Below are 21,455 nucleotides of genomic sequence, written 5' to 3'. Positions count from 1 at the left end.
AAAAAATAGACTACTATACTTATTTCGATAAAAAGCGTGGAAAACCTGCTAAATCTTCAGAGATTATTTTATCATTCTTTCCTTCTAAATAACAAAGAAAAGGCATGTTTTCAGGAAAAACAAACTCCTTCTACATACCTAACGTATTCTTCCTATAACCTTCCTAGCTATAGGAGCATAATCAAAAATTATCCCAAAAAATATGGCAATGGCTCCGTTCGCTACGCGTCTTGTGGTCAGAAAACCACTCACCACAAGACTTTTAAAAGATGTAGCGACTACGCTCATTGCCTATAAATCTATTTTTTCAATTTATAATACGTAATCGCTAACGCAAAGGCGAGTACAGTCCCTTTTACTATGTCCATCGAATAATAAGGCACAGACATCATTACTAGACCATTGGATAAGATTCCAATCAATACTGCACCGAAAAAGGTTCCTATTGCATTAGGTTTACCTGCACCAAGTACAGAAAAGCCAATAAATGTTGCTGCTACAGCATCCATTAAATATGGACTACCAGCATTTATTTCAGCTGTAGCAACTCTTGACGCTAGCACGATCCCCCCGATAGCAGCAAAAAGTGCTGATAATAAGTAGGCTGTGACTTTGTATTTATTAACAGGTATTCCTGATAATCTTGCAGCTTCCTCATTTCCACCGATCACATACATAAAACGACCATGCTTCGTATAGGTAAGGAAAATATGAACGAGAATGACCGAAATGATCATAATAATAATAATCCAAGGAATTCGACCAAGCTGTAAGAAGAACGAGCTTAACGCCCCCGTTGCAAACGAGCCGTCTGACATCACCATATTTTCAGAAACGGTTGCCCCTTTCGTATACGTTAAAGCAATCCCTTGCACGATAAACATCGTTGCAAGTGTTAAAAGCATATCAGGTATTTTAACCTTCACAATCATAAAGGCATTAAATGCTCCAACAAGTAATGCTGCAATTAAAGCGGCGAAGATCGCTACGAACGTATTTTGTGAAAACCAGACGAACATCGAAATAACGATGGCATTCGATAAGGATGCAACTGAGCCTACTGATAAATCAAAGCCATTGACAGATAATGAGATCGTAATCCCAATAGCAATAATCGTTACAATTGATATCGAACGTAAAATATTAATCATATTTGAACTTTGCATAAAAGAATCCGTTACCAATGAGAAGAATACAATGAGCACAACGATCGTTAGCAACGTTCCATATTTATAAAAGAAGCGAAATGCATCAAATTTTTTCTCTTTTCTGTCTGCTACTTCTTGCACGTTAGTTCCCTCCAGTCGAGAAATACAGCAGCTCTTCTTCATTTGTTTCTGCTGTCTGTACCTCTTTTACCATTTTTCCATCGTACATCACGTACACACGGTTCGTTACACCAACGAGTTCTGCTAGCTCTGATGAAGCATAAATAATCGCTTTTCCTCTCTTCGCTAATTCTTGTATTAAGAGAAAGATATCTTTTTTCGCCCCAACATCAACACCTTTTGTCGGTTCGTCAAACATGTAGACGTCTGCATCCGCAATCAACCATTTTCCAATGGCGATTTTCTGTTGATTTCCACCTGATAAATGTTCAACTAGAGCTAATTCTGATGGAGTTTTGATCCCAAGACTTCGAATCATCTCTACTGACTTTTTACGTTCTGCTCGCACATTTAAAAAACCGAATAGCCTAGTGAAGGAAGACAGGCTAGCCGCTGTCAAATTTGTCGTAACGGATTCTGTTACAAGAACCCCTTCTTTACGTCGTTCTTCTGGAACGAGCGCTAAGCCTTTCTGAACAGCTTGATGGGGTGCTTTCAGCTTTAATTTCTTTCCTTTAAGTAAGACGTCTCCAGATAGATTCGTTGAATTTCCGAATAACGCTTTACATAACTCTGTTTTTCCGGCTCCTACAAGTCCTGCTATCCCAAGGATTTCACCGGCATGAACGTGAAAATGAACATCATGAACCTTTTGTTTATCTGAAAGTCCTCTTACTTCTAGGATACGCTCCCCACTTACCTCAAAGCGACCCGGGTATTGATCTTCGAGCTTTTTGCCAAGCATTTTTTCGATCACTTCATTTTGTGTTACATCTGACGTTCGTAGTCGTTGAACAAATTGACCATTTCTCATCACCGTAATCCCATCACAAATTTGAAAGATCTCTGGCAAACGATGTGAAATGAAAATAATTCCGACTCCACTAGCCTTTAGCTCTGCGACAATACGAAACAATTCATTCGTTTCGGTTTGACTTAAAGGTGCTGTCGGTTCATCTAAAATGAGAAATTGACAGTTTGAACGAACCGCTCTTGCAATTAAGACCATTTGCTTTTCGGCAAGCGTCAATTCATTAACGAGTGTTTTGGAAGAAATACGAATATTCATTTTGTCCAATATTGCTTTAGCCTTTTCGTGAATTGATGACCAGCTAACCAATTGCTTCTTCCCTAATTCATTAACCGTTTCATTCAGCATAATATTTTCTGCTACCGACAAATAAGAGATCAAAGCCGTGTCTACTTCTTGATAGACAATTTGAACACCAGCACTTTGAGCGTCCTTTGGTGATCGAATCTCCACCCCAACACCATCAAAGGATATAGAGCCTGTATAATGACTATAAGCACCTGACAATACTTTCATCAAAGTCGATTTTCCAGCACCATTAGCCCCTAATAATGCATGAACTTCACCCGTTTCAATTTGAAACGTTGCATGATCAAGCGCTTTTACACCAGGAAATTCAATTGATATGCTTTCCATACGTAATATCGTCATGACGATTTTCCCACCTTACGTCTTTTCCTCATACTCTTTCAACTTCTTCACCACTTAAATTGGAGGGCATAGCAAAAGTCAAAATCCATTTTTGCAGCTCTTAAACAGAAGGAGATGTCTAAAAGAGCCCTAACTCCCCCTTTTAGACACCGAAATGGGAGGTACTGAAAAAGTTGGGTTTTTAACTTTTGCAGTGTCATCTGAAAAGATCCTCTTTGACTTTACTGCTGATAATGTTCTTTAAGCTCTTTCATCCAATCTTCTTCGAAAGCATCTGTTTGTCCCCAGCCTTCAATAATATCAGCAAGATTCACCATATTCACAGACTCTTCTTGTCCTAGTAATTGGTCTTGTGATACTAACGAAGCTTCAAGGTCATACGTTTGTGGTGTTTCTTCACCAGCAAGCTTCTTGGCTAAAATTCTCACATTAACAGCGCCGATTAATTTCGGATCAACAGCTGCTGTATACTTCCATGGATTGCCTTCCTCTTGTAGCTCTTGTAAATCTGCATTTGAAATATCTATACCATAAATCGCAATATCCTCACGACCTGCTTCCTTCAATGCCCTTGTCGCACCAATCGCAAAAGCATCCCACGTTGCAAAGATCGCATCAATTTCACCTTCAGGATACTTGGTTAACATCGCTGAAACTGCATTTTGTGTTTGGACTGATGTATCCTCTGCCGCTACCCCAAAACGCTCAAGCTCATTGATTCCTGGATTGCTATCAAGTACTTCTTGATACACATTATTACGTCTAACCATTGGCGGGAATCCATCGACCCATAGGTAAACAATATTCGCCTCACCATCAAAATCCTCTACTAATTGATTTAACGCTAACGATGCTAGCTCTTCGTCATCTTGAGAGGTTAATGTCACACCTTCAATGTCTAACAAACCACCATCTGAATCAAACGCCACAACGCTTTTTCCACTGTCCACTAATTCTTGGACACCTTCAATCGTTGCCTGATCATCACCGTGTGAAATAATAACACCATCATAGTCACCATTTACCGCCTGTGCAATCGCATCATGAAACGCTTCGGTATTTCCATTCGCTGTAAAGGTTTCTACATCAAATCCAAGAGCTGATCCTTCCTCTTGGGCTCCAGCTAAAAATTGCGCTGTATGATCGTCACCACCTATTTTACGGATAACTTTCACTTTCACTTCTTCTCCATCAGCAAATCGCTCTGGAACATGTTCAAAGCTTACATCACTATCATTACTCCCAGCTTGCCCTGTTTGTCCTGCGTCATCAGCTGTACCACATCCTACAAGAAGTAATCCAAGTGCAAGTGGTGCAATCGCATGTTTCAATACGTTCTTCATTTCTCCAGCTCCCCTTTTCTCTTTCATTACTATCATTCATTGACCACAAAAAAACCTCTCTTATCGATAAAGAGAGGTTCATCATGCTATGATTGAAATCCCCTCTCATCTTTCAAAGTATGAAGACATCATACTTTGCAGGATTTAGCACCATTTCTCAAGTAAGAACGGTTGCTGGGCGTCATCGGGCCAGTCCCTCTGCCACTCTTGATAAGAGTCTATTTATCTAATTTTCTGTCAAAAATGAATAATCTAACTTTAATACCTTATCGAAAAGAAGTCAATAGAATTCCGACAAGAAAAATATGTTTTTTACATCTTTCAACTAAATACGCCTCCAAGCGAGCCAATTCGCAACGATTATCATAAGTAAATAACCATAAACCCCACCAGAGAACTGGAGGCTAACGTAATGACCTAAGAAAAACACACCACCTAATAAGACTAAGCCAAGCATTTGCCACCCTTTACTATCTTGAATCACTTTAAATGATTTCGAGAAAGGACGCTTCATACGCACAGCGATTAGCTGACAAATAGCCATATAAAGCATACTTGAAAAGAACAATACAATTAAATCAGGAATAATTCTAATAGAGAATATCCAAAGAAAAATGAGCGAAACGAGAACATATAACGGCAACACAAGCTTGACTAATAATGCCTTTAATGTGCCTTTAACTGCCAAATGCAACCCTTTTAACGGTGATGATTCATACATCCATGCTCCTTTATAGCCTTCAGAGTATTCCGCCATTACGACTATAGTTGGAATGAGCAAAATCGTAAAATACATCGATAAATACCATTGACTACTTGCGATCTCTCCCCAAGTGCTATTTCGCATTTCTGAGAAAAGAAAGAGATAAGGCAAGACAAGTGCAAGACCAATGGATGGATAAACCTTCAACTTAAATTGGCGCTCCCTTTTTACGATAATACTCGCGAAATGGAAAAAGGCCCGTTCTTCCTTGCTCGAGCAAATAAGATTCGAAATCCATATAAGCCATCTTTTCTTTCGTTCCTTCGTATTTCTTTCATGACTGTCAAGCTTCTGCAAATAATACTCAAAGGTCGGCATGAACCTTGCGTAAAAGACCATTGCCACAATAGGAACGAGAATCGCTAGACTCGTAAAACTTATAAGATATGGATTTACCACCTGATTAAAAATGAGCTCAAATAGTGCTGCAAACCAAATAGGCGGTAAGAAGATTTGCCACCATGCTGCTTGGAACTCTATGTTCAGATCTACAAATTCAAATGAACGAACAACAATTTGATAACCGACAATCAGCGCGATAGATAGCCCAATTTGAACATAATTAATCATATCCTTCAGCACTTCACCATTAAAGAAACGTAAAATCAGTAAATATAATAGTGTTGTTATGACAATAATGAATAAATTCAAAAGTACGATACTACCTAAAAACAACAGCGCAAAGCCAACTCCTCTTACAGTGATTGCTACAATTAGTGGAATCGCGATAATAGCTAGCGATAATTGTAGTAAATAACTTGCAACATGAATCACCTTCACAGCGGCTAACGTTTTCTCTGTAATCGGCTTTGTTGCTAGAATAGATCGGTCACGAACATCTAGTAACACAGATGAGAAGTCTGAAATAAGCGATGACATGACAAGAAATATATAAATCGAAAAGACAATACTTAATTGAAATAAGTACTCTTCACCGAAGAGAAAGGGAATTAAAATAAGACCGAATAGTGCATACATCCCTAATGATAATAGAAATTGATTCTTTTTCTTATCTTCTTTTTTTGTTGAATCTGCAAATACCGTCGGAACACGTCGCTGATCCATTTCAAACTTCACTTGTAAAATCGTTCTCATATCAGCAAAATCGATTCCAAGCAAACGGAATACTTTTTTACATCGATCTAATAAACGTAGTAGTAAAAAATCCTTCATCCTTACACCTCTTGAACAATCGAAACAAATTTACTTGCGATTTCTCGATGCTCATGAAAGCCAGTTAATTCATTAAAAATCTCTTCTAATGAGCCTTCCATATTCTTTTCTCTTAGCTCATCAAATGTCCCGTCTGCGATAATCTTCCCTTCAGAAATGAGGACAATTCGATTACTAATCTTCTCAACAACATCCATAATATGTGATGAATAGAAAATCGTTTTACCTTGAGAGGCCAATTGTGCCATAACTTCTTTAACGATCATCACACTATTTGCATCTAAACCACTCAGCGGCTCATCAAGAAACAGTACATCAGGATTATGTAATAAGCTTGAAATAAGTAAAACTTTTTGACGCATCCCCTTTGAAAAAGAAGAAATACGAGAATAATAGACCTCCTCCAATTCAAATTGCTTCATGAGCCGACGCGCTTTATAATCAGCTGCTTCCTTCTCAATCCCATATAACTGACCGATAAACGTTAAATACTCTTGAGCCGTCAACATATCATATAATTCAGCAACTTCAGGGACATAACCAATCTTCCGCTTATACTCAACATTTCCAGTTGTGATATCTTCGCCAAGAACTTGCACTGAGCCCATAAACCCTTGGACAAGCCCAAGCATAATTTTCACGGTTGTACTTTTCCCAGCACCGTTTGGTCCGATGTACCGATAATTTGGCCTTCATACACATCTAAATTTATGCCTCGTAAGACATACTCATCATCATATTTCATCATCAAATCTCGCAATGAAATAACAGGTACCCGATTAGTCATAGCTACAACACCTTCTATCCTAGTTTGTGGACAGTATATCATATAAAACCTCTAAATATTCCCTTTTCTTATGATTCCCTTCCATTCATAGTGTGTATCGTTTCAGGCACGAACGCTTTACTAAAAAGAAAAGTAAAGTGCGAAGCCAACGCTCTTCATTGAATCGACCACTAACTTCTTCGGGTTTCCTCGCATTTTCTTCCTCGTATTTTATAAATTTTTACCTTTTAAAAAAGAAGAGGCCGTCATACAAAGTGACAACAACCTTGTATTCACAGCCTCTTCTTCAACCGACACTATCGATTAGTACTTCTTTAATAAATAACGCAACGGAATAACCGAAACAACAATAATCAGTAACGCTGCCGGTGCAGCCAAATGATAAATCGCCTCTGTTGCTTCAAAATAAACTCGAACAGCTAACGTATCAAAGCCAGGTGGCCTTAGCATTAATGTAGCTGGTAACTCTTTAATCGAGCTTACAAATACGAGCGCACCTCCTGCCAATACACCGGGAAGGATCGTTGGTAGGATCACTTTAAACATCACTTTCCACGGTGGATAACCGAGACTTCGCGCCGCTTCATCAATTCGAGGTGATACTAAGCTAAGCGAGGCTTCACCCGATTGCATCGCTTGTGGTAAGAAGCGAATGACAAACGCAATCGCAATCATGTAAAACGTATTGTACAACGCTGGAATATGATTATTAAAAATAAAGATCATCCCTAAACCAACAATCACACCAGGTAACGCGTAGCCGGCATAGCTTAATTTATCAATGAAATTCGTCAATCCTGATGGATAACGTGATTTCAAATAAATAATCGGTAATGCTAGCAGCATACATAATAGTGCAGCAAGACCTGATACGAGTATACTATTCCAGGCAAAGCCAAAAAATCTCGTATCAAGTGCACCCATTCCAATTCCAATCACCGACCAATAAATGAGAACGGCAATTGGTAAAACAACGGATACGAGAAACACACTACAAACATACAGAAAAGCAAATGGCTTCCACTTTCCTAATGATAAAATGTCTGGCTCTCGGAACGTATTACTCGTTTGATAATAGTGGCTTTTCCTCCGCGTCCTTGACTCAATCCATAAAATCAAAATCGTCAGTACGATTAGCACAAGGCTTAAAACAGAAGCAGAAGCCGTATCAAAGCTCGAACGTTGAAAATAAATCGCAGCTGTAAACGTCACAAAACGGAGCATCGCTATCGCCCCAAAGTCAGATAACACATACAACGATATTAGAATCGCCCCAGCTCCGATCGCCGGACGTAAGAATGGTAAATTAACCTTCCAAAAAATTTGCGCTGTATTTAATCCTTGAGAACGAGCCACCTCTTCAAAGTTTCGATTCATCTTCCGTAATGACGCACTAGCAATAAGAAACACATACGGATATGTAAACATGGATAGTACAAAAAAAACGCCCCAAAATGAATAAATATTAAGCGGGTATTGTCCGAACCATTCGACGAGGAAAGGTATTTCACGCCACATATCTCTTAGCCAGCCACTTGGACCGATAACAATAATATATGTAACCGCACCAACATACGGTGGGATCACGAGCGGCAGCGCCAATAACCATTGCCACACTTTCCTTCCAGGTAAATCAGTCCGAACGACTAGCCATGAAAGAGAAATACCAATGATGACCGCAAAAGCGGTGACTGCTATTGTCAGTGAAAACGTATTCCACAACAATTCAGGAATACGCCCATCTAGCAATCTCATCCAACGATCCTTCCCAGCAAATAAGGAGCGCCAAATGACATAAACAATCGGTATCGACATGATGAGTGCTACTAAGCTACCGACAAATAAAAGAACTGGCCCTGGAGGATTCCCATTCCAGCTATTCAACCATTTTTTTTTCATAAAATGGAGAAGGGTTGGAGAATGATTTTCTCCAACCTTAGGATCAGCTTGATGCTGTTTATGTTCTTTATTTTGATCGTGCTTATCCATGCTGCCCTCTCCTAATCCATCATTATCTTAAATCAAGATCTAATCCTGAATCTTCGATTAATGCTCTTGTATCTTCGAAGTAATTTCCTAATTCCTTCAACGGCATGTCTTGAACATGTAATTCATTGAATGGTAATGCAGCTTCATATGGTGGCTCAAGATCTGGATTAATTGGAACTTCAAGAGATTCGCCGACAAATGCCAATTGATTTTCTGGCTTCAAAACCCATTCGATAAAAGCTTGAGCATTCTCTTCATTTGGACCACCATTTACTAAGCCAACACCGGCTGCATTAGCAATCGCACCCATTTGTCCATCCTCTTGATCTGCATAGATAAATCCTACATTATTATCAGACGGCTCTTCTAATTGCTGATGATAATAGTAATTATTCACTAACCCGAATGCATGCTCACCTGCACCAACAGCACGTCGGATATCACCATGACCTTCAAAGATTCCAGCAGCGTTATCTTTAATCGCAGTAATCCATTCAGCAGTACGCTCATCGCCCCATTCATGACGTAGCGCAGAAACGTTTCCGATCATACCACCGTTACCACCACGAGTAATCGCGTATCCATTTTCAACATTTGCCCATTCTGGATCAAATAAATCCTCCATGCTTGTAGGCATCTCATCTTCTGATATTAAATCTTTATTATAAATAAACCCACGTGCTCTAGCTGATAATGCAATCCACGCATTGTCATCGGCACGGAATTGTTCATCAATTGATTCTACACCTTCTGGATTAGTTCCAGTTAATAAGCCTTGGCCATTTAAGTATTCTAGAGCACCAAGATCATTGGAAATGAAAATGTCAGCTTGTACATTTCCTTGCTCTTCTTCAATTTGTAACGGATCAGCACCATGTAATGCACGAACTGTCACACCTGTTTCATCTTCAAACTTATCTAGTAGGTCTTGTACGAAATTCTCATTACGTGAAGAGTATACTACAAGTTCCCCTGATAATTCTACAGCGACTTCATCACTATCATCATTTTCATCTTCAACGGGCTGTTCTTCAGCTTGGTCATCGCCTTCTGTACTTTCTGGTTCTTCATCATTACCCCCGCAAGCAGTTACAACAAAAAGTAATAACGCAAGCAAACTAGCAAGTAAAAGCTTTAATCCCTTATTCATCTTAATCCCCCTAATACTTTTTATTTAACCCCTACTGAAAATGATTATCAATTTCATTTAGGAACACAAATTGAATTATAATTGAGCTTATTTCAATTGTCAATATTATTTCAGAATAAGGTTAACATTCCATGCTCCATATAAAATGGCCACTATAATCAGGCAACAAATTAAGCACACTGAAAAAGCACAAATCAACTTTCTCAGCGCAACGAAAATTCACCTTGTAGTGACCAATCATTATGTTAAAAATCTGATAAGCATATGGCTATACTTCAACAAGCGCAACTAGTTCAGTCTTTATATCAAATGCGACGACTTGGCCAGCTTCGATCTCCTGCTCAATCGGAGCGTATACAACGATAGATTGTGCTTGTTCATTGTCTCCTAATAAGACTTCAACCTCTTGATATTCACCACTATAGGTCACTCGTTCTACACGACCAGAATAGCTCCCATTCTCTGCTAATTGACAACCTTCTGGACGAATCGAAACGCGTACATTTTCCATAAGCTCCTCACTTTGCTTTGGCAATGTAACACGGCCAATATACGTATCAACATGCTTTAAATCAGGACAAAGCGTGCCCTCTAACAAGTTCGTCTTACCGACAAATTGCGCAACGAAGCAATTTTTGGGACATCGGTACATATCCCTTGGTGTCGCAATTTGTTGGATAACGCCTTCGTTCATCACTACCACTCGATCAGATACAGCAAATGCATCCTTCTGATCATGTGTGACGATAATAGCTGTTGTGTTCGCTTTTCGTAAAATAGCGGTCACATCATATCTCATTCGTTCACGTAAACCAGCATCTAAATTACTGAATGGTTCATCCATTAACACAACATGAGGTTTAGGGGCTAGCGCACGAGCCAGAGCCACACGCTGTTGCTGCCCTCCAGAAAGCTCACTTGGATACCTTTTCGCAAATTCACTTAACCCTACTAGCTCTAATACTTCTTTAACACGCACCTTCTTGGCACGTGTACTCCATTTATTTAAACCAAATGTTATATTCTTTTCTATCGTTAAATGTGGAAACAATGCATAGTCTTGAAAGACCATTCCAATTCCACGCTTTTCAGCTGGTACATACGTACGATTACTAACAATCTCCTGTCCGTCAATTGAAATTGTACCTGATGTGGGATTTTCAAAGCCAGCAAGCATTCGTAACGTTGTTGTTTTCCCACACCCACTCGGACCGAGTAGAGTTAGAATTTCACCCTTTTCAATGCTGAGCTCTATATGGTCAACTGCAATATGATCAGCCTTCGCGTATTGTTTCGTTAATTGCTGTAATTGGATAAAACTCATTATGTATCTCCCCTGTCCTGTTGTCCCATCTCCTTGAGAATGAAACTCAATACAAATTGAGTTTAGCACACCTGTTAAAAAGGCGTCAATGACCACTTCAGCTTTATTATTGACAAATTCATGTATATAAGTTATTTCTGTAAAAATAACCAACCTTGATGAAGCCCCATTCCTCTATTTGACCATTTGTACATCCATTTACTTTTCTTTTTACGTATTAGCGGAATGTCGTTTCACTTCGTACACTTAAACAATATGTATCCGGCATTTAAAGGAATGGAGGTTCCATTAAAAAAAGAAACAGGAGTGTCAAATAATGACACTCCAAAAAGTAAATTCCTAGAACTTTTATACTTACAATGCCTTTTTCACTTTTTCCTCTCCCGTTAACTCCTCAGAAAGCTCTTCTATCACTTGAGCTTGGTCAGCAGAAGATTCATAGTATTCATCAGCAAATGAGTTCTTTGGCTCCTCTAACATGAAATAGCAAATGACAAAGCTAACAAACGCTCCACCTGCTAATATGAAAAAGAATTGCTGAGGAGATACAAACGTATAAAGAGTTAAATATATGGTTGCACCTACATTCCCATACGCACCTGACATTCCTGCAATTTGTCCAGTAATTCGCTTCTTAATCATCGGAATGACAGCAAATGTCGCTCCTTCAGCTCCTTGTATAAAGACAGAAGTTAACACAACAACAACCACAGCTAATACAATTGGCCACGAAGAATCAATGAACCCCATTCCAACTAAGCCTAATGAAATACCGAACATATAAATAAGCATAATCTTTCGACGGCTACCCATACGATCTGATAATACACCGCCTAAAGGACGAGCCACTAAATTGATAAATGCGAACGACGCCGCAATTAATCCCGCTGTTGCTGGAGTTAATGAAAACGTAAGCTGAAAGAACATTGGTAGCATCGAAATAATAGCTAATTCTGCTCCAAAGTTAGCAAAATACGTACTATTTAAAGCCGCAACATTTTTAAACTTATATCGATCATCCTCAGGCACACCTTTTTTTAATAAAGGCACATTCACCTGGAGAATTTTGTACACTTGATAAATAAAGACAAGTCCGATAATGACCCATGTGACATATAAGAACGTTTCACTTAAAAAGCCCATTCCCTCTAGTCTCCAAGCACTTAGAGCCAACGCCCCACCTAAAGGAATCGTCCAAAAAATCAATTGAACCATATCACCCCAGCTACTTACTTCCATCGCACCAGATTTCTTCGGCTTCAGTAACACTTTTCCTTCTGGCGTATCTCGTACTGCAAAATAGTAGATAATTCCATAAACAAGACAGAATACCCCCGTAAGTGCTAAGGCATATCTCCACCCATTATCTCCACCGAACAATGTTAATGCAATCCAAGGTAGAATCATTGCCGCAGCCGCTGAACCAAAATTCCCCCAGCCACCATAGATCCCTTCGGCAAACCCTACATCTTTTGGAGGATACCATTCAGAAACCATCCGTATCCCAATCACAAAGCTTGCTCCAATACTACCGAGAATTAAACGTGATATGGCAATTTGCGCCCACGTATCACCAAAGGCAAACACAAAAGCAGGAATCGACATAATGATCAGCAAACCTGAATAAACAACTCTTGGACCATACTTATCAAGTAATGAACCGATAATAATGCGAGCCGGAATCGTTAATGCTACATTCAATATACCGAGTGCCGCAATATGTTCAGGTGTTAACCAATTTAATTCCGCTAACATCGTCGTGGCCATCGGTGCCATATTATACCAAGTAAAGAAAGAAACAAAAAACGCAAACCATGTAAAGTGCAAAACTTTTGTTCTCTCATCTTTAAATTTAAATAAATCTGATACCGTCATCTCTAACTTCCTCTCCAATCACATGTTTTAAATTCTAATACTATTAATACATGTTTATAGAGCCCCCGTCTGCAATCGCGATAGAAAACCTCCCAACCTTTATAGGCCAACGCTTTCACAATAAATACACTGTTATATCTTCTTCCAAAGTGATTGTTTTTCTGTTTGCAAAACAGAGATAATAATAGGAAGTTTATGTTTTTCAAAGGAGTGAAACCAATTGTTACTTTTAACAAACAGAAAGAAAGAGGATGTCATTTTAAAGCAATTCTCTGAAGGAGATTTAAGTAAAAATGTTCAACAAAGTAAAAATCGTCATGTAAACTTGTTTCAAAAAACGATCCACATGTTTAGACCCTTTCTCCAAATAACAAAACGATCAAGCAAGGATCTCTACGCGAAAGTAACAGGAGTAGCTCAATCATCCGCTAATTTAGAAGAAGAAGTCAGTACCGTTACTCATACGATGAATGAATTAGCGAAAGGTATTCAGCAACAAGCAGACGAAGCTATTACGATATCCGAGCAAATGAATCATGTTCATTCAACAACAGAAACACTTAGCTCTAAACACGCTCAAATTTTCCATTCAGGTGAGCAAATTGAAAGCACCGTTGAAACCGGAATTATACAGATGAATGAATCTAGTGAGAAAATGAACTTATTAAAAAGTGAGAGTAAAAAAAACTACGAAGAAGCACAAAACCTAATGAATGCGTCTAAAGAAATCACGTACATTATTGACCTTATTCAAAAGTTAGCTAAGCAAACAAGTCTACTCTCCTTAAATGCCTCAATCGAAGCTTCTCGTGCTGGTGAACAAGGCAAAGGCTTTGCTATTGTTGCTAAGGAAATTGGTGAATTAGCTGATCAATCCAAATCTGCCACAGAAGATATTGAAACCATTATTAAATCCTTACAAGATCAAATTACACATTCAAACGATCGGACTCTTGCTACTTTATCATTAGTAGATGATACGACATCTAGTATTAAACAAACTGAAAAAAATTTTCATCAAATCATGGAAAAAGTCCAACAAATCAAAACCGATATTAAAGCAGTAGAAAAGGAAGGAGACACTCTCATTAAGAGTACGGAAACGACAAAAGAAGCTCTTCACCAATCAGCAGCTATTAACGAAGAACTCTCTGCTGCGAGTCAGGAGGTACTAGCCTCTACATTAGAACAACAACAAACGATTGAACGAATGAACATAACGATTCATGAAACAACAAAGGATGTATTTGCTCTATCCGCCGTTACGTCCCTTTTTACATTACCTAACGAACAAACCAATAAGCATAAAGTTGAAGCATTATTTAAACAGGCATTAACGATTAGAGGGATGATGGTTAACATGATCGCGTCAACGAATCACGAACAGATCGTTTATTGGAAACAGGAAAAGGAACGAACTGAGGAGCACCTATATGATCAAATAGAAAAGCTTTCTTACGTCGCTACTAACGAGGAAGATACATCAAACATTCAGAGGTTCAGAAAATTATGGACAACATTTAATGAAATTACAACATTAAATACGAAATTAATGCTTGAAGGAAATGCTGAGCAAGCAAAACAAAATGTAGCTACAATCGGGAGGAAGCAGTTTAACAAAATCGTTCAGTTATGTACGAATTGGTTGGCGTAAAAAGTGGCCCTAAACAGCGAGAATGTGTCCAAAATGAAGCCGTAAAGTCCATACTAGCGGAATGTGGAACCGCATCGACGTGACAAAGCGAAATGAGCGAAAATAGTGGAACGAGGAACCGCACCTAGCGGGGAGGGCTCCCTTTCACTCGTTGCTCGCTTGCGGTTCATTTCTAGCTTTATACCATCTAAAAGATCTTCTACTTATATAACAACCACTCACGACACATTACATCCTACTCCATAAGTCCGTATTTCTTCTTAAAGCGCATAAGGATTTTCATCCAAATACCACCAAAGACGAGTAAAAAGAGTACGTTGGAGGCTGCATGCATCGTATCAAACAATGCGCTTCCGAAAAAATACGGAACGAGAATCGAGAAATTCCATTCGCCATCAACAAAGATGAGTGATAATACACCCCAAGCGTTCATGATCCATCCAAACAAAAAACCCCAAGCAATTGCAAATAACACTTTTCCAAGTTTTCTTTTTAGCCAAAAATGATTTCGCCATAGCCCTGCTGTCAATCCAACTAAGCCCCATGCAAGCATTTGCCATGGTGTCCAAGGACCTTGACCTAATATCATATTAGATGCAAGCGCTGCAACGACTCCGATCATCATGCCACTTTCCGCACCAAACACAAAGCCTGACATCATGATGACAAACGTCGTCGGCTGTACACTCGGAATACTCGCAAACGGAATACGACTAACTGCCGCAACCGCAGCAAGAACGGCTAATAATACAAGTTCTCTCGCCTCTAGTTTCCTACGCTCAAATCGAATAATAAAGAGAAGAAGGGCTGTTATAATAATGACAAAGCTAACCCATAAATAGTGATCAACCCACAGCAACGAGGCCATAATCACGAAACATACCATTGTTATTAAAACGAACCAAGTTAATGTTGATCGAAGCATCGCAAAGCCCTCTCCATCGTCATGACGTCATCTGATTTCCCGCGGAATAGTCGTTGAATCATCGTTGTATAAAAGAAATTCCCTTTAAAGAAGTCATCTGGTACACCTTCTGATGTAATTTGGCCTTGAAACATCATTCCACACTTCGTTGCATAACGTGCTGCAAACTCAATATCATGTGTTGTCATAAAAACGGTGATCCCTTTTCCCTTTAGTTCCACTAACATATCACCTAATCGTTTCTTTGAGACCGGATCTAGTCCTTTTGTCGGTTCATCGAGTAAAAGTAGCTTAGGCTTACGAATTAAAATACAAGCAAGGGCAGCCTTTTGTAGCTCACCACCACTTAGATCATACGGGTGGCGGTCTTTTAAGTGTTCAATTTGCAATACTTCTAACAAAGAATCTGCTTCATCTTGATTCGTTACATTCCATTGTGCCATCACCGCTGCTAACTCTTCTCCGACCGTTTCATGGATAAAGAACAACTTTGGGTTTTGTGGTAAATAACCAACGATAGAAACAAGCTCTTCAGATTGCTTCCATTTAATCATTTGACCATACAGCAACATCTTCCCTTTTTGCGGCTTCAGCAATCCCATTAATACCTTCAATAAGGTTGTCTTCCCAGAACCATTTCCTCCAACAAGTGCATAGATTTCCTCATGATAGAGAGCCAATGTTAAACGATGAAGAACGGCCTGATCCTCCTCATATTGAAAGGACACATCTCGCAGTCGGATCATTTCCTCCACTGCCTGCGACGAAGCCTTAACCTTTGGAGCAAGCAAAGAATGCCGAAGCTGCTGATCTAACCATAATCGTCCTTCTTTCACTGTAAGAGGGATATGTAGCAATTGTTCATGAACAGTCAAAGCTAGTGAGGGTGTAGTTGGTACAAATGGTTGATAAGAAGACTTCCATAACGTTCTCACAATCTCTTTCGGTGTACTACATTCTATAATAGACCCTGCTTGCATTGCCACAACTTGATCAGCCAAAGCCATCACATCTTCAAGTCGGTGCTCCGCGATAATAATCGTCATACCAAATTCTTGATTTAATTGCACAAGCATTTCTAAAAAATCACGAGCACTTACTGGGTCGAGCTGGGCCGTCGGTTCATCTAGCAACAAAATATGAGGCTGCATTAATAAGATCGAAGCGACATTCACCTGTTGCTTCTGACCACCAGATAATTCATGAGTTTTTCTCGTTAGTAAATCTTCAGCACCAAGAAAATGCACCATTTCAGCTACACGATTCCGCATCTCAACAGTCGGTAAGCCGATATTTTCTAAACCAAACACTAACTCATGTAGAACCTCATCGGCTACAACTTGATTATCAGGATCTTGAAAAACAAAGCCAATATCTTGTTCATTCTCTAAGTGTTCAATTGACTTCCCTTCTAATAACCTTTCTCCTGTTAACTGACCATGAGGCTGAATCGATGGTTTTAACAACTTTAGCAGCGTACTCTTCCCACATCCAGATGGGCCTAATAACACAACAAAGTCTCCTCGTTGAATAGTTAAAGAAATGTTTTCCAATGCCGGCCTTTCTCCATCTGGGTAGGTAAAGCAAAGGTTGTTTAATTGAATATACGCCATTTAAGCATTCCACCCCATTCTAGCCATAACGGAAATAAGAAATAAAAGATAAACAAACAGAACAGAAACTTGTCGCCTCCAACCAATTGAAGCGAATCCATAACTGGATAGATCGTTAAATAGCCAAATCCTACAAGCCGACCAACAATCATGATTGTTAAACTACCTATAATAAAAGTAACACTCAGCATATCGTATGAATACCAACGAAAGTGATCATATGAACTTCTCTTCCCTTTTCCATATGCTCTTGCCTTCATCGAATCTGCCGTTTGTATCGCTTCTTCCAATGAATACGTCAGCAAAATTTGTACATAGAGTAGACCTTTTTTCGCTCTTTCACTCCACTTACCACGAGTGACTAAGATCCCTTTACTATGCTGGACCATGTTAATGTCGTCCAGTCTTCTTTTCATAAGTGGAATAAAACGTAACGTAAGCATTAACAGCAACGCAAATTGCGGCAGCACACGCCCAAACAAAAACAATAACTTATTTGGCGTCATAACCCGATTAAATGAGATAAAAAGCACAACGATACTTATAAGTGAAAAGGCAGTAATACCACCGTACAAAAGGGCTTCAAGTGTGATACGACGATTTCCCCATTCAACTATCACATGTAACCCTCTTTGATTAAAAAGCGGATTAACCATCACAAAAATGATCGCCGTCAAAAAGATAAATAACACCCAACCACGAACCCCACGAAAACGATCATGCAAATATTCGCGTAGTAAAATGACAAAAAAAGCAGCTAACAAATAATACGGGTGTAGCATAAGCATTAATAGAGCAATAGCACCCCCATAAAAAAGAAAAGTCGTTATCGGGTGTAGTTGTTCAAATCGAAGGATCATGAGGACAACCTACTGTCATTCTTCTGTATATAACCATTCTACTCGATCTCCTTCCTTTACCGCTGTTACACCCGCACTTTGGGAAATACTCGTACCATTTACTTTCGCTACCCAACCGCTCCTCGGTCCGTAGTCAAATTCGTATATATTGGCAATTCCTTGAACATAAGCAGCTGCGCCTCTCCCGGTTGAATCAACATGGATACTAGCCGACTTCCCGTACTTTGTCAGTATATCCAAAACTGTATCCCCATCTGCATATGCGACTTGTCCTTCACCAATTTTCCCTTTATCACTAGGCCCTTGAATGACAATTGTCACAGTTGGTTCTGGCGAAGACGGAGTTTTCTCTTCTTTAGCCTTTGAATCATTTGATTTCGAAGACGAGCTTTCTTGCTTTTTTTCTTCCTTTTGTTTTGAATTAGATGTCTGATTATTAGATGAATTGGAATGAGAGTTCGATGAGGATTGTTCCTTTTTCTCATTCGAACTAGACTGACGGTCGCTTGTCTGACTCGACTCTTTCTTTTCTGTTGATTCGTCCACACGGTCTTCATTCGACGAAGAAGCTGTCGACTCAGATTGTTCACTTTCCCCCGACTTACTAGGCAACACCACTTCCGCATCCTCTAGCTGTTCAACCTCTTCTTCCGCGTTACTCTCTTCGTCACCTAGTTCTGCATTTTCACTTTGTTCGACTTCAACATCCTCTATTACTTGTTCTTGATCATCCTGAAGCTCTTCTTTATTTCCAGTCCCACAACCTACTAAAATGCCAATGGTCATGAACATGAGCAACAAAATTTGGAACCAACGAATTCTCATCCTCACAACACGCTCCTCTTCTATAAACTAACCTACTATATATCAAAAATGGAACTCCTATTATTGCTTAAAGGGCACCAAAAAAGTTAAAAACCAAACTTTTCAGTGCCCTTGAAAGTATACCTTTTCAACGCCCTATGCATCAATAAAAGGGACTATTCTTCCTTCATCATTGCACGACGTTTCATTATCACAAATGCTATCACACCTATTAGCAATAAAACAAAACCAACCATAAGTAAATTAAATGTATTCGTTGCCGTATCCGGTAATCGCTCACCTTCATCTAATGATTCCGATATATTAGTAGAATCTATTTCTTTTTCATCATTTTCATCATTAATAACAGGTTCAGGGGGCTCTACTGGTTCCTTTTTAATAGGATTCGTTATTTCATCTTTCTCTTTTAATCCATGTTGAACTTCTCCATCAGCTAATGGTAAGTGATACAAAGACCCTTCCCCATTAGCATATAGCTGATAAGCAACAAGAGCTCGATAGGCTTGATCCGTTGAAAATGGATCACTGTCAGAGCCATATCCATCCTTCCAATAAAATCCACCGTCATCATTTTGAAAGCTTAACAAGTAATCAACAAACTTCGTACTTTCACTATCACTTGGATCCTTTGGCTGGTTTGGTTCAACCCCAGCCGTAGCAAGTGCAATAACGACTTGAGCAGCAGTCGAGCTATTGTCAATTTGTGCAGCATTATTATGAATATAACGTAATGCTTCATTCACACTTTGTTCGACTTCTGTTTGAGACGTATGTGGTGCCAATGCGGTGATAACCATCGCCGTTGTATCCAAATCAGCTGAACTACTACCATCCCAAGACCAGCCACCACTTTCATTTTGCGCTTCTAGTAAATGTGAAATCATTCGTTCTCGATCCCACGCTGCTCCATCTGGTGTTTCAAAGCCCGCACTATCTAATGCAAGTAAACCATACACAACACCATTTAAACCTTGACGCGTTAATTCACCATTATAAATAGCTTCAACAAGATTGTATCCTTCAATATTTGTCGGATTACCACCTGCTGCTAAAATACCTAACGTCACACGCTCATAATCGGTTATATTACGAAACTGTCCTTCATTCTCTCTTAATGTCTCTTTCACTTGCTCTAAATAGCTACTCGGCACTTCTTTTCCTGCTTGTTTTAATGCTATCGCATTCCAATCACCGATCGTACCTGCAAGTACATAATCCGTTGCTGAATCGATCGCACTTTGAATAACTTCTGGATCAACTCGTTCTGCCTCAATTTCTTCTTCTGTTACTGGATTCTCTTCATCAGAATTGCCAGGATCTCCGCCTTCATCTTCTGAATCATTTTCGATGAAAACAAAAGAAATCAGGTCTTCATTAGTCAGCAAGTAATCGCTAGCACCGACTTGCGCAGACTCTCCGTTAACGACTAATGACCAATAATCAGGATACTCTGCCGTTAAACCATTAATTCCAGTAATAAAATTCCCAATGTCATATACATCATACTCTAAGTTATCATGACCGACGACTACCTTAACTAAATCAAAAGCCGTTGCCCCTTCAATAAATCCAAAACTATAATCATAAGCTTGAACTTCTTCTATCCCTACAATTTCAAGATCAACGCTATCACTTTCAACTGTCCAATCAATTAATTTAAATGTTAGAAAATCGTCTTCATGAACTAAAAAGCTATCTGCACCTGTTTGTGCTGAGATGCGATTAACATAAAATGCCCAGAAATAGTTTCCTTCTGCCTGTACTTCATTAATTGTATGAATAAACTTTCCGTACTGCCCATCATCATACCCAACATTCTCCTCACCTATAGCACGTACGAGTAAGTCAAACGCCGTATCTCCCTCTTCAACCTCATACTCACTAGCATCAACCGTCACAACCTGATCACTTTCTTCTAATTGCTGATCCGATGCTTCCTCAGCAAATACCGCTGTATTAACACTTCCAAAGAACAATGAAAACACAAGCAATACTGCCATCATTTGATGCAACCATTTTCTCATTTTCGTTCCTCCCCATTTCTTTATATCCATTAAAAAAAGCCCCTCTAACTAAGAAGGAGCTAAAAATGTTAAGAGTTTAATAGCATCATAATACTATACATTCTTAACACCCCTTCTATCCGCGTAGAACATGGTGCTGACATAACAGGCAGGTTTCCTGGCTCATGGTCATCGCTTCCTACGTCTTCCCATCTTAATATAAGACAGTGACAATAGTAGGTTGCTCTCATTTACAGTGGCGGGACCGCGTTGGTTTCTCACCAACTTCCCTATTAAGCTAGCGTTTACGAAAACTAGCACCTGTTTGACTAATTATGAACTTATCGAAGTAATTATACTTGAACTCACTCTAGTAATCAA

The 21,455-nt window shown here is 39.3% G+C and carries 14 protein-coding genes, 1 pseudogene and 2 riboswitches; of the genes and pseudogenes, 1 reads left to right on the top strand and 14 read right to left on the bottom strand.

Annotation, left to right across the window (positions count from 1 at the left end):
• Nucleotides 1-299: 299 nt before the first annotated feature.
• The 9 genes and pseudogenes from JCM9152_RS11395 to JCM9152_RS11355 all read right to left on the bottom strand — a co-directional run bounded on the left by JCM9152_RS11395 (nt 300) and on the right by JCM9152_RS11355 (nt 13,194).
• On the bottom strand, nt 300-1,289 hold the full coding sequence (locus tag JCM9152_RS11395; protein WP_035344292.1) for an ABC transporter permease: 990 nt from the start codon (nt 1,287-1,289) through the stop codon (nt 300-302).
• Between the two features lies 1 nt (nt 1,290).
• A complete protein-coding gene (locus tag JCM9152_RS11390) occupies nt 1,291-2,790 on the bottom strand; it encodes a sugar ABC transporter ATP-binding protein (protein ID WP_035344290.1) in 1,500 nt (499 codons plus the stop codon).
• Nucleotides 2,791-3,011: 221 nt separating this feature from the next.
• Entirely contained in the window at nt 3,012-4,133 is a 1,122-nt protein-coding gene (locus JCM9152_RS11385) for a sugar ABC transporter substrate-binding protein (protein WP_052015884.1), read from the bottom strand.
• Nucleotides 4,134-4,235: 102 nt separating this feature from the next.
• Nucleotides 4,236-4,350: riboswitch (SAM riboswitch) on the bottom strand.
• Between the two features lie 108 nt (nt 4,351-4,458).
• On the bottom strand, nt 4,459-6,069 hold the full coding sequence (locus tag JCM9152_RS11380) for a hypothetical protein (protein ID WP_035344288.1): 1,611 nt from the start codon (nt 6,067-6,069) through the stop codon (nt 4,459-4,461).
• A gap of 2 nt (nt 6,070-6,071) precedes the next feature.
• Nucleotides 6,072-6,856, bottom strand: a pseudogene (locus JCM9152_RS11375) (ABC transporter ATP-binding protein).
• A 303-nt stretch (nt 6,857-7,159) separates the two neighbouring features.
• Complete coding sequence (locus tag JCM9152_RS11370) at nt 7,160-8,845, bottom strand: ABC transporter permease (RefSeq protein ID WP_035344286.1); 1,686 nt, start codon at nt 8,843-8,845, stop codon at nt 7,160-7,162.
• A gap of 22 nt (nt 8,846-8,867) precedes the next feature.
• Complete coding sequence (locus JCM9152_RS11365) at nt 8,868-9,995, bottom strand: extracellular solute-binding protein (protein ID WP_035344284.1); 1,128 nt, start codon at nt 9,993-9,995, stop codon at nt 8,868-8,870.
• Between the two features lie 268 nt (nt 9,996-10,263).
• Nucleotides 10,264-11,319 (bottom strand): ABC transporter ATP-binding protein, encoded by a 1,056-nt coding sequence (locus JCM9152_RS11360; protein WP_035344423.1) that lies wholly within the window; start codon nt 11,317-11,319, stop codon nt 10,264-10,266.
• Nucleotides 11,320-11,673: 354 nt separating this feature from the next.
• A complete protein-coding gene (locus JCM9152_RS11355; protein ID WP_035344281.1) occupies nt 11,674-13,194 on the bottom strand; it encodes a NarK family nitrate/nitrite MFS transporter in 1,521 nt (506 codons plus the stop codon).
• Nucleotides 13,195-13,414: 220 nt separating this feature from the next.
• On the opposite strand from JCM9152_RS11355, the gene JCM9152_RS11350 reads away from it, so the two are divergent.
• Nucleotides 13,415-14,848: a methyl-accepting chemotaxis protein gene (locus JCM9152_RS11350; protein ID WP_035344279.1), complete on the top strand. Its 1,434-nt coding sequence runs from the start codon at nt 13,415-13,417 to the stop codon at nt 14,846-14,848.
• A 235-nt stretch (nt 14,849-15,083) separates the two neighbouring features.
• On the opposite strand, the gene JCM9152_RS11345 is transcribed toward JCM9152_RS11350, so the two are convergent.
• From JCM9152_RS11345 to JCM9152_RS11325, 5 genes are all read right to left on the bottom strand, one after another.
• The gene (locus JCM9152_RS11345; protein ID WP_035344277.1) at nt 15,084-15,773 is read right to left on the bottom strand and encodes an ECF transporter S component; all 690 of its coding nucleotides are present in this window, start codon (nt 15,771-15,773) and stop codon (nt 15,084-15,086) included.
• Nucleotides 15,755-17,386, bottom strand: coding sequence for an ABC transporter ATP-binding protein (locus tag JCM9152_RS11340; RefSeq protein WP_035344275.1), 1,632 nt, complete (start codon nt 17,384-17,386; stop codon nt 15,755-15,757). The genes JCM9152_RS11345 and JCM9152_RS11340 overlap by 19 nt, the downstream gene beginning before the upstream one ends.
• A complete protein-coding gene (locus tag JCM9152_RS11335; protein WP_035344274.1) occupies nt 17,368-18,246 on the bottom strand; it encodes an energy-coupling factor transporter transmembrane component T in 879 nt (292 codons plus the stop codon). The genes JCM9152_RS11340 and JCM9152_RS11335 overlap by 19 nt, the downstream gene beginning before the upstream one ends.
• A 15-nt stretch (nt 18,247-18,261) precedes the next feature.
• Entirely contained in the window at nt 18,262-19,071 is an 810-nt protein-coding gene (locus tag JCM9152_RS21405) for a DUF4430 domain-containing protein (protein ID WP_052015879.1), read from the bottom strand.
• Nucleotides 19,072-19,226: 155 nt separating this feature from the next.
• A complete protein-coding gene (locus JCM9152_RS11325) occupies nt 19,227-21,095 on the bottom strand; it encodes a DUF4430 domain-containing protein (protein WP_158318433.1) in 1,869 nt (622 codons plus the stop codon).
• A gap of 130 nt (nt 21,096-21,225) precedes the next feature.
• Nucleotides 21,226-21,414, bottom strand: a riboswitch (cobalamin riboswitch).
• Nucleotides 21,415-21,455: the final 41 nt, after the last annotated feature.

The sequence above is a fragment of the Halalkalibacter hemicellulosilyticusJCM 9152 genome, from assembly GCF_000513115.1.
Taxonomy (GTDB): Bacteria; Bacillota; Bacilli; order Bacillales; family Bacillaceae_D; genus Halalkalibacter; species Halalkalibacter hemicellulosilyticus.
This window is presented reverse-complemented; position numbering and strand designations above follow the sequence as displayed.

What these genes read in the sequence shown, in the direction of transcription:
- JCM9152_RS11345 (WP_035344277.1), bottom strand. Translation starts at nt 15,773, where the DNA reads ATGCTTCGATCAACATTAACTTGGTTCGTTTTAATAACAATGGTATGT.
- JCM9152_RS11355 (WP_035344281.1), bottom strand. Translation starts at nt 13,194, where the DNA reads ATGACGGTATCAGATTTATTTAAATTTAAAGATGAGAGAACAAAAGTT.
- JCM9152_RS11380 (WP_035344288.1), bottom strand. Translation starts at nt 6,069, where the DNA reads ATGAAGGATTTTTTACTACTACGTTTATTAGATCGATGTAAAAAAGTA.
- JCM9152_RS11340 (WP_035344275.1), bottom strand. Translation starts at nt 17,386, where the DNA reads ATGGCGTATATTCAATTAAACAACCTTTGCTTTACCTACCCAGATGGA.
- JCM9152_RS11360 (WP_035344423.1), bottom strand. Translation starts at nt 11,319, where the DNA reads ATGAGTTTTATCCAATTACAGCAATTAACGAAACAATACGCGAAGGCT.
- JCM9152_RS11390 (WP_035344290.1), bottom strand. Translation starts at nt 2,790, where the DNA reads ATGACGATATTACGTATGGAAAGCATATCAATTGAATTTCCTGGTGTA.
- JCM9152_RS11335 (WP_035344274.1), bottom strand. Translation starts at nt 18,246, where the DNA reads ATGATCCTTCGATTTGAACAACTACACCCGATAACGACTTTTCTTTTT.
- JCM9152_RS21405 (WP_052015879.1), bottom strand. Translation starts at nt 19,071, where the DNA reads ATGAGAATTCGTTGGTTCCAAATTTTGTTGCTCATGTTCATGACCATT.
- JCM9152_RS11365 (WP_035344284.1), bottom strand. Translation starts at nt 9,995, where the DNA reads ATGAATAAGGGATTAAAGCTTTTACTTGCTAGTTTGCTTGCGTTATTA.
- JCM9152_RS11385 (WP_052015884.1), bottom strand. Translation starts at nt 4,133, where the DNA reads ATGAAGAACGTATTGAAACATGCGATTGCACCACTTGCACTTGGATTA.
- JCM9152_RS11325 (WP_158318433.1), bottom strand. Translation starts at nt 21,095, where the DNA reads ATGAGAAAATGGTTGCATCAAATGATGGCAGTATTGCTTGTGTTTTCA.
- JCM9152_RS11370 (WP_035344286.1), bottom strand. Translation starts at nt 8,845, where the DNA reads ATGGATAAGCACGATCAAAATAAAGAACATAAACAGCATCAAGCTGAT.